General features: G+C 34.2%; 14 protein-coding genes and 1 pseudogene. All 15 read left to right on the top strand.

What is annotated here, in order from left to right; all coding sequences use genetic code 11:
* Positions 1 to 177, top strand: a 177-nt coding sequence (locus tag PQ474_RS25145; RefSeq protein ID WP_273848320.1) for a VanZ family protein, incomplete at its 5' end; no start/stop codon positions are given.
* Positions 178 to 468: 291 nt separating this feature from the next.
* Entirely contained in the window at positions 469 to 846 is a 378-nt protein-coding gene (locus PQ474_RS25140) for a hypothetical protein (RefSeq protein ID WP_273848318.1), read from the top strand.
* Between the two features lie 155 nt (positions 847 to 1,001).
* Positions 1,002 to 1,163, top strand: a complete 162-nt coding sequence (locus tag PQ474_RS25135) for a hypothetical protein (protein ID WP_273848317.1) — start codon at positions 1,002 to 1,004, stop codon at positions 1,161 to 1,163.
* 88 nt (positions 1,164 to 1,251) lie between these two features.
* Positions 1,252 to 1,389: a hypothetical protein gene (locus PQ474_RS25130; protein WP_273848316.1), complete on the top strand. Its 138-nt coding sequence runs from the start codon at positions 1,252 to 1,254 to the stop codon at positions 1,387 to 1,389.
* 115 nt (positions 1,390 to 1,504) lie between these two features.
* Positions 1,505 to 1,855 (top strand): DUF2200 domain-containing protein, encoded by a 351-nt coding sequence (locus PQ474_RS25125; RefSeq protein WP_273848315.1) that lies wholly within the window; start codon positions 1,505 to 1,507, stop codon positions 1,853 to 1,855.
* Between the two features lie 342 nt (positions 1,856 to 2,197).
* Positions 2,198 to 2,698, top strand: a complete 501-nt coding sequence (locus PQ474_RS25120; protein ID WP_273848314.1) for a COG2426 family protein — start codon at positions 2,198 to 2,200, stop codon at positions 2,696 to 2,698.
* A 544-nt stretch (positions 2,699 to 3,242) separates the two neighbouring features.
* The gene (locus tag PQ474_RS25115) at positions 3,243 to 3,812 is read left to right on the top strand and encodes a dihydrofolate reductase family protein (protein WP_273848313.1); all 570 of its coding nucleotides are present in this window, start codon (positions 3,243 to 3,245) and stop codon (positions 3,810 to 3,812) included.
* Between the two features lie 707 nt (positions 3,813 to 4,519).
* Complete coding sequence (locus tag PQ474_RS25110) at positions 4,520 to 4,834, top strand: hypothetical protein (RefSeq protein WP_273848319.1); 315 nt, start codon at positions 4,520 to 4,522, stop codon at positions 4,832 to 4,834.
* A gap of 73 nt (positions 4,835 to 4,907) precedes the next feature.
* Positions 4,908 to 5,339: a DUF3139 domain-containing protein gene (locus tag PQ474_RS25105; protein ID WP_273848312.1), complete on the top strand. Its 432-nt coding sequence runs from the start codon at positions 4,908 to 4,910 to the stop codon at positions 5,337 to 5,339.
* A 128-nt stretch (positions 5,340 to 5,467) separates the two neighbouring features.
* Positions 5,468 to 5,761 (top strand): DUF4190 domain-containing protein, encoded by a 294-nt coding sequence (locus tag PQ474_RS25100; RefSeq protein ID WP_273848311.1) that lies wholly within the window; start codon positions 5,468 to 5,470, stop codon positions 5,759 to 5,761.
* 227 nt (positions 5,762 to 5,988) lie between these two features.
* Positions 5,989 to 6,315, top strand: a pseudogene (locus tag PQ474_RS25095) (carboxymuconolactone decarboxylase family protein); the annotation flags it as partial.
* 186 nt (positions 6,316 to 6,501) lie between these two features.
* Entirely contained in the window at positions 6,502 to 6,933 is a 432-nt protein-coding gene (locus PQ474_RS25090) for an N-acetyltransferase (protein ID WP_273848310.1), read from the top strand.
* Positions 6,934 to 7,189: 256 nt separating this feature from the next.
* Positions 7,190 to 7,972, top strand: coding sequence for an alpha/beta fold hydrolase (locus PQ474_RS25085; RefSeq protein WP_273848309.1), 783 nt, complete (start codon positions 7,190 to 7,192; stop codon positions 7,970 to 7,972).
* A 150-nt stretch (positions 7,973 to 8,122) separates the two neighbouring features.
* A complete protein-coding gene (locus PQ474_RS25080; protein ID WP_273848308.1) occupies positions 8,123 to 8,572 on the top strand; it encodes a DUF1569 domain-containing protein in 450 nt (149 codons plus the stop codon).
* Positions 8,573 to 8,854: 282 nt separating this feature from the next.
* Positions 8,855 to 9,112, top strand: coding sequence for a histidine kinase (locus PQ474_RS25075; protein ID WP_273848307.1), 258 nt, complete (start codon positions 8,855 to 8,857; stop codon positions 9,110 to 9,112).
* Positions 9,113 to 9,313: the final 201 nt, after the last annotated feature.

Raw genomic sequence — 9,313 nt, 5'->3', positions numbered from 1 at the left:
TTATTCGTTATTGAAGTAATACAATTAGTTACAAGAAGAGGAAGTTTTGATATTGATGATTTCATCCTTAATATGCTGGGAGCTTTGTTAGGATTCGGGATTTGGAAAATGAAGTTGGTTCAGAAATTGCTGAAAAAGCCCCTTGAAGATTCTGCATTTCCATTTAAAAGTTTGTGAAGGATTATTCTTAAACAAACGGAGGCTTATCTTTAACAACAAATCTTTAAGGGCTTGGATTACTCTCCGAGTCCTTTTTCGCATTGGAGCGGATAATTAAACATAGGTCGGAATTCAAGCCATTGTTACACAACTAATAAAACTGATTTTAATAAGTTTAACAATCCCTATGAGGTAGTATTACTGGAACATCGGTAATGCTTTTTTTCTGTCAAATAATTGTTGCGGGTTAATCGAAGGGGAGTTATGGTACAATTTTACATAGCAGAATATTATAAGGAGATGTTTAGAATGAGAAAGTTAATGGTTTTGGTAGTTTTAATATTAATAATTTTATCTGGCTGTTCATCGGAAGCAAGTTTAACAAATGATGAGAAAGTCACTGGGCTTGTAAATAGTTATCTAGAGGCTTTAGAGTCCAAGGATATATCAGCTATGGTAAAATACACTGATGATTTAAGGTTTCCTAATAAAGAGGAACAAAAGAAACAGTATTCAAATATTGAGGAAGAAATTACTGATACAAAAATAGTAGAGATTAAGGAAATTAGTGAAACTGAATTTGAGGCTACTGTTGAAATCTCTTCTGATGGGAACATAAATGAACTTACATTCCCAATCCAAAAACAAGATGAAGACTGGAAAATTATCGTTGGACAAGACTTTTAGTTGTTCTTGTTCAACTAAAGGGTGCAAGAGTTGAAGAATAAAATGGGTGCTGCGGCAGCCTTTTTTCTTTATCGTTCTTCAACTAAAGAGGCAGTTTACTTTAACAAATACCTATATGATAATAATTGGAAAAGGGTTATTAGGGGGATACATAATTGGGAATCGGTATAGGGTTTTTTTTATATTTAATACCTATTATTTTACTTGCTTTGGTCATTAGATGGATTAGACTCATCATGTTAAATTCGGAGAAACAGGTGAACCAGAATAAAGAAATAATAAAACATCTAAGAGAACTAAATGAAAAGAAAGATTAAGATAGGAGCATTCCTTTAACAAGGGATGCTGTTTTTTCTAATTTAACAAACGAGGCAGTTTACTGGAATAAATATTGGGGGAATAAAATTGGAAATAACCACTGGAATAGCTATTGTACTTATTGTGTTTTTTTCATCGAGTATCATCGAGAAAAGGTTAAAATCTATTGAAAATCAAAACAAACGTGTTATAGAAGTTTTAGAAGAAATAAGAGATAAAAAATAAAAAAGTTCTTGAAGTAAAAGGGCGCGATTGTTTAACAAGACAATCGCTCATACACTGGATGGCAGGAAGCCTCCAAAAACTACATAACTGAATATACAGAAAGGAAGGATGTATCATGACCAAACACAAGATCTATACAATGAGTGTTGCAAGTGTCTATCCCCATTATGTTACGAAGGCAGAGAAAAAAGGACGTGAGAAAACAGAAGTCGATGAAATTATCCGTTGGTTGACAGGGTATAACCAGCAAGAGTTAGAAGCGCAACTGGAAAAACAGACAGACTTTGAGACCTTCTATGCGGAAGCTCCCCAACTGAATTCTTCACGGAATTTGATCAAAGGTGTGGTCTGCGGTGTCCGAGTGGAAGACATTGAAGAACCAACTATGCAGGAAATTCGCTATTTGGACAAGCTGATAGATGAGTTAGCAAAGGGAAAAGCGATGGAGAAGATTTTGCGTAAATAATATTTAAAATTCCGATTGCTCAAAAATAGATGTCTTAAATGATCGGGGACTTATGTTTAAGAAGAACAACTAGCAAAACTTAGTCATTTGTTGCACAATGATACTGGTAATAGATTAACCATCTAAGAGACGATTGCATTCAAAGTGATCGTCTTTTCTTAATTTACAATTATTGTGCACTAAATACCTGCATTTTTAGGTGACTCTGTGAAAGAATGTACATAAGTTAACGGTCAGAAGAGTTTAAGAAATAATTTCCATAATATAACCAAATTATAAGCCTTAGATGTTAAAATTGAATAAGGACATGATTTTCAATACCATTAAAGGGGAATTTCTATTTTGGAAGATATTAAAGATAGTATTCAAGGGTTTCTTATTGAAAATTTAAGTTTTTTACCTCCTGAAGCCATTATTCTTATTATCTCTGCAATGCCAATTATTGAGATAAGGGGTGGGCTTCCTTCTGGTGTATTTTTAGGCTTATCCTTTCAGTCAGCACTATTTTTTAGTATCTTAGGTAACTTACTTCCTATCGCTCCAATATTAGTGTTCTTTAAACCAGTAAGTAAATTCTTAATGAGATTTAATTCTTATGAAAAATTTTATGGGTGGATTTATAAACGAACGATGGGGAAAAGTCATAAAGTTGAAAAATACGGAGCAATGGGTTTAGTTTTATTTACAGCAATACCATTTCCAACAACAGGTGCATATAGTGCATGTTTAGCAGCAATATTGTTTTTTATTCCTTTTAGAATTGCTTTCTTTTCAATTAGTATAGGAGTTTTAATAGCTTCTATTATTATGGGGATTATTACTTATCCGTTATATTTAAATTAGCTCTATTTTATATTAGTTACTTCTTTAATTAACGATAGCTTTAGCACAATAACTGGAGCTGTTTTAATGGCAGCTCTTTTTGCTTATTGCGCTCCCTCAGTAAGACTGTTTTATCTCACGAATACTCGCTTATTCGCTGGATTTCAAACCACTTGTAAGTACAGTAGCGGATTAACGGAATAAGAGTTAATTCTTTTGGCTACATGAAGGCATGTGTAAATAGGGGATATAAGTGATATTCCATTAATCACCATGTACTGTACGTATTCTCCACGCCACCCCTGGAGGTTTTCGCTCCCATGTCTCAACGGGTCAATGCCCTCTCATTCCTTCGTCACACCTATCCAAGTGGTGGAGGCCGGAAAAAGAAAAACCGGTGCTAAACATTGGAATTGTACAACATATTCCTTATTCAAGTAACGGGTGTTTGAGCGAAAGAGTGGGAGCTGTCTAACGCAGCTCCTTTGGCTTATTGCGCTCTAACGGAGCAGATTAGTCCAAGAAGGGAATGTTTCACTGTTGGCTAATTTAAGGAGGATGAATTATGGTTAAGTACCAGAGACCAAGAAAAATACTTTTAGATTTAGCAGTTACGTTAGATGGATTTATTGAAGGACCAAAAGGGGAGGTAGACTGGTGTATAATGGATCCCGATATGGACTTCAATTATTTCTTAAATCAAATAGATACTGTTTTATATGGAAGAAAAAGTTATGATTTATGGGGTCAGTATAAACCTGATACTAAAGTTTCTGATACAGAAAAAGAAATTTGGGGATTGGTCCACAGTAAAGAGAAATACGTGTTTTCAAAAACACAAAAGAAGTCGGAAAATAACGTTACATTTATAAATGAAAATATGGAGGAAGAAATAATCAAATTAAAGAATAAGCCTGGTAAAGACATTTGGCTCTATGGTGGAGCAAGTCTAATTACAACCTTTATAAACTTAGGGCTTGTAGATGAATTTAGATTATCTGTTCACCCTATTATTTTGGGAGAAGGAAAACCCCTGTTTATTGACATTAAGCAAAGGGTAAATCTAGAACTGGTTGAAACAAAAAGCTTTTCCTCTGGTGTAGTTCAACTATGTTATCAGCTTAATGAGAAGTGAAAATAAATCTGATAGTGAAATGATGTACTTAAATGTAGTGTAGTGCTTTATTTAGCAAAAACGAGATTACAAAATTATTTTCATATATTGATAAAGACTACACTGGTAGTAAGTATAGGCACTTTGTCACTTTACATGGAGTCTCTACTGGCATGACTATGAGCCACGGATCCATTCTTAAATAAAGGTCACTGGCTCTGGCTATCATACCGGGGACTCCAAATAAACAGTTTCTATCGCTACTAACGGAGCAGTTATGTTTCACAAGGATATCGGATTTTTTATGGTGAACTAGAAAAAGAAAGATGGTTGTGTTGAATGTATTGGAAAATAAGAATTCCTCTGCTATTGGGGGTTTTAGGAGTTATATCGGGACTCGTTCAAAAGTTTCCAAACCTCTCCAAACCTCTCTCTTGTGAGTACCTCTTATTTCATTAGTAGTACTGTTTTTATCGGTTTAATTGGTATCATTTTCACTATTTTAGAAAAAACAAAAGTGAATGAAAAAAAGGTTCATTTTATGATTGGTGTTGGGATAATCCTTATTGGTATTATGTTTGACTATCTAATGGCATAGTTTACTTTTGGTGCAAACTGGAGCGAATATTCAATAAGGAGTTGTCGCTGCGGGAGCTCCTATTGTGGATAAATGGCAGAATCTTAACAAGAACCCAAAAAACAAAAAGTTCAAAAGGGAGATTGGGGATATGTTTGATTTACTTAATCTTGGAAGTCTAGTGCTTGGACTAATTGCTTGGATACTTCCTATTGTTAATCTAACGAGAGATAAAAAACAGGATAATAACAATTGGATTGCTCTATCCATTATAAGCATCAGTGCTTGCAGTATTTCGCTATGCTTCCAGATTTTTTATACCTATCATAAGGTAACGGTTGAAGATTGGGGTGCTCTTATGGACACAATGTATGCTGTGGCTTTCGCTTCAGCCATTCTTCTCATCGTAACTATCATATTAAATGCAATTACACTGAATGTATATCGTCACAGAACAGCAAATTAGGATGTTAAATTCTAGTTTGTGAAAGGGTGTACTTAAATTGGCAGGTTAATTCAACAAAGAAAGCGGTGAGATTGTGGGTTTATTTACAAACAAAAAGTTATTCATCATAATCTTAAGTATTATTTTTATAGGAATTGTGTTGGTTCCCATTGTTACGATTTATTTTCTTAACAATGGAAATCCTTATGAAAAATATATTGTTAATAAATATATTCCTGCTCATTTGGAAAAATCGGGGTACACCGACGATGACATCATTAAACAATCATATATACAGCCTAAACATGGAATCAACAACAGTGTCTATCATGGTCATTATATGGTGGTTTTTAAAGATGAACCTCAGTTGGAATATTTATATGGTGTAAAAAAAAGAGGAAAAAAGGTTGTGCAGTTTTGTGAGAAAAAAACCTTGATTGCTGAAAATACCTATCAAGATATGACAACGGAGAAAACCAATCATAGCGAAAAAGAATGTATAGGATATTTAGATAATAGAAGATAAATCCTTGTTTAAGTAACGGTACGTTGATTTAACAAGGTCAGCGCACTTCTTTTTGTGCTAACAAGGCAGAAGAGTATAATTAAAAAATTGGTTTTTATGGTTGAACTAATAAGGTGAGGGAGATTTAAATGGGAGAAAAAGCAAAAACAAATAGTAAAGCGGTGGTAGCTTTAACTCTGGGTATTCTTTCAATTTTGATACCTATTATGGGAATACTGCTTGGGATTATTGGAATGATCTTCTCAGTAAAAGCAAAGAAAGAAATTGAAAAAACAAATGAGGATGGTAGTGGGATTGCAACGTCTGGAATGATTTGTAGCATAGTTGGAGTTATAATCCAATTCATTTTGGTTTTTGTAGGTCTCATATCATTTTACGTGGAACCAGTTTATATGGAAGTAACGGGTAGCTTTCTTCAATAAGGCAATATAAAATGATCTTCCACAATCGGGGCCCGATTGTGGAATAAAACTTAGATTTTTAAACGAATTTATTGTTACATCTACGAAGTGTTATTCAGCAATGGCACCAAAAGTTAAACAACTTTATTGTTAGTACACAATAAATAGAAGATAAAGGCTGGTTTCTCAAACGCTAAGGAGATTCAAGTAGTTTTACCGACACAACTTGGATAGTATATTTTCGTTCCATAGGAAATGTATTAGAAAAAGAAGGGCGGCTCTCTTTTGAGTTAAAAGAACAAGTGAGAAGAACATTAGCCCAAAGTAATGGGTGTGAGTATTGTAAAGCGAAAGGGAAACCTGAGCTTGAGAAGTTTGATGAAAAAACTTCTATTTCGGTTGCGTTTACGGAGGTGTTTTTAAAGCAAAAGGGTGATATTCCAAATTCAGTTTTTAAAGTTTTGCAGGAATGCTTGACCGAGGAAGAAATAAGTGAACTTTGTGCATTTATTTCTTTTACTACTGCTTCACAATACTTTGGAGCAATGATGAAATTAGAACCTGTAAGGAAATAACACCAAATCTGTAAGTTCTTCAACTAACTAGGTGCTTTTATTTAATATTGCTTTTTATTGATCTTCCGCGCGATTACAGCACAAGCATATCGCTTTATACATACTCAATTATTGTTCAGTTTAGTTGAAGAATCTTTATAGGGCCAGTTAATTGAATAAAGCAATAAGATTTATAGGGGCGATAAGATGAATATTAGATCAAACAAAAATACAGAAGTCAATAAATTAGTAGAAATATGGTATGAAGGTTCTTTAATAGCACACGACTTTATTGATAAAAATTATTGGAAATCACAGCAAACGGAGATGGAAGAAAAGTATATCCCAATGTCTGAAACCTATGTAGTAAGTAATGAAAAAGATGTTGTCGGCTTCGTATCGATGATGGATAATTATTTGGCTGCATTATTTATTGATGTTAAGCATCAAGGTGGGGGATATGGAAAGGGATTGTTAGATTTTATAAAAAGACAAAGGGGAAATATACAATTAAAAGTGTACAAGAGAAATAAAAAAGCCGTGGATTTCTATTTGAAAAATGGCTTTGTAATAAAAGAAGAAACATTAGATGAACAGACTTCCCAGGAAGAATTTTTAATGGAGTGGGAAAAGAGTTAAGTGTCGTTAGACGAGTTAAATTATTACATGAAAATACAAACGAATGATTTTCATCAATCGGTGGCTTTCCTGAAACAGGGATAGCGCTCGATTTTCATTTAAGGGCCAGATTGTTGAATGACAGCAGGAAATTTATTGATGGTGGAGAAATTAATGTTTATGGTATTTAATGTATGTATCGGCAGTATATTTATTAACATGTTGTTGGATGTAGCGGAGTAAGATTCATACATTTTTCGAGAAAAAGGAGATATATATGAAAACAACCCAGTCAAAGGACGGTACAACTTTAGCGTACGATGTCTACGGTAATGGTCCAGCTCTTATTTACATAACGGGAGCGAGCTGCCACCGCTCATTTAAGCCGATAGTGCAAGATGCCAAAATATTTGCCACTGAATTCACTGTTTACAATTACGATCGACGTGGACGCGGCAATAGCGAAAACACACTGCCTTATACAATGGAACGTGAAATCGAGGATATCGAAGCCATGATTGATTCAGCAGGCGGCACGGCGTATTTGTATGGCCATTCTTCGGGTGCCGTATTAGCACTTGAGGCTGCACTTCAACTTGGCAGCAAAGTGCAAAAAGTAATTATGTATGATGCTCCATATGTACGTGACGAGGAAAAAAAGGTCGAATACAATCAATTAAGCCAAAAAATAAACAAACTTCTCGATAAAGGGAAAAATGCAGAAGCAATGAGCACCTTTTTGAAAGGTATTGGGATGCCAAAAGTATTTGTTTTGCTATTGCCTCTATTGCCCGGCTGGAGAACTATGAAAGCACTAGCTCCAACCCTTGCTTATGATATTGCTCTAACTCAGGACATGCCTCCTGTTGAACGAGCTACTCGAGTTTCCGTACCAACACAAATCATCGTTGGCGAGAAAAGTCCATCCTCAATGCATGATGTCGGCCGCCAACTAGCGAAGGCAATTCCAAACGCAAAGTTTGTACAACTTGCAGGCCAAGACCACATGGTTAACGGAAAAACCCTTCTGCCTCTGTTTTCGGGCTTTTTCAAAAAATAATGCCCTCTTTCGTAAGATTCTTTTGAATTTTGAATCATCTAGTCCCGGCAATAAAACCTGCTAGTTTACTTTTAGGATCTAATACTTAATTTAAGGGAATGATTGCATTCTTTCTTGATGTAAAGGAAATTTGTAAAGAGAGGTGTACAATTGAAAAATATTTTTAATCCATTGTATTCAGAGGAAATTTTAAACCGTATTGACAAATTAAATTCAAATGCAAAACAGCAATGGGGCAAAATGAGTGTTGCCCAAATGCTAGCACATTGCTCATTTTTTCAAGATATTGCAATGGGAAATTCCTTTCCTGCGAGAGATTGGTTAGGGAGATTAATAGGAGGCTTTGTGAAACCAATCTTTTACAACGATAAGCCATTAGCCCAAAATATGTCTACAATTCCAACCATTTTGATAGTAGAAGAAAAAGAATTTGAAACAGAAAAGAAAAAATTAAAACAAAAAATTATAACCTTCCAAAATAATGGTCCAGAGAAGTGTACGATCCATCCACATCCTTTTTTCGGTAAACTTACTACCGAACAATGGGGAAAAGGAATTTACAAGCACCTTGACCATCATTTAAAACAGTTTGGAGTTTAGTTAGTCTTTAGAAGTTTAAATAAGATTGAAAGTGACAGGAATTGAAAATCAATACACCTGAAATAACAAATAATGATATTCCACAATCGGGCGGTTTTCTGAAATAAGGAAAGCGTCTTTCTTCATGAAAAGGGCCAGATAATGGAATAAGACTCGGCAGTTAAATTGGATATTTATGTTAAAATAATTAGAGATTGTGAAGGATTGTACCCTAAAGTAAAGGGCAGAAGAGTTGAAGAAGAATTATAAGTTGTTTAGATAAATAAGAGGAGGTAATTTATTATGAAGATGGATAAGTTCAAATTGTTCTTGTATTTAAGTGCTGTATTATTGATTGTTATCCCAACAATAATTGTTTTTATGTCTGATGTCACATTCACTGCAGCTTTTAGTAGTACAGTAATAATTACATCTATTGTTTTAGTAATACTTGGGAAGCTGATAACTGTATTTCAAAAAAGAAAAGAGAATAAGAGTTTTGCGATAGATATTGGAGCAATAGTCGGGTTATCCATTGTAATAACCTTAAAGCTTATTTAAGTTATTTTCAGGATATTGTTCAACGATTGCAATCCTTGAAGAAGAAAGAATTGCTCTTTTGTTTTTTATCCAAGTAAAGGACAGATTACTTCAAAAATTAACATATGGTAAAATAAGGTATTACGTTTGTTTTAAATAACTCTAAGAAGGTATCTAATGGAATTTATAAACGAAAAAGTATTGATTATAGCACTTTTTATT

Source organism: Halalkalibacter alkalisediminis (genome assembly GCF_028610705.1).
GTDB lineage: Bacteria > Bacillota > Bacilli > Bacillales > Bacillaceae_D > Halalkalibacter > Halalkalibacter alkalisediminis.
This window is presented reverse-complemented; position numbering and strand designations above follow the sequence as displayed.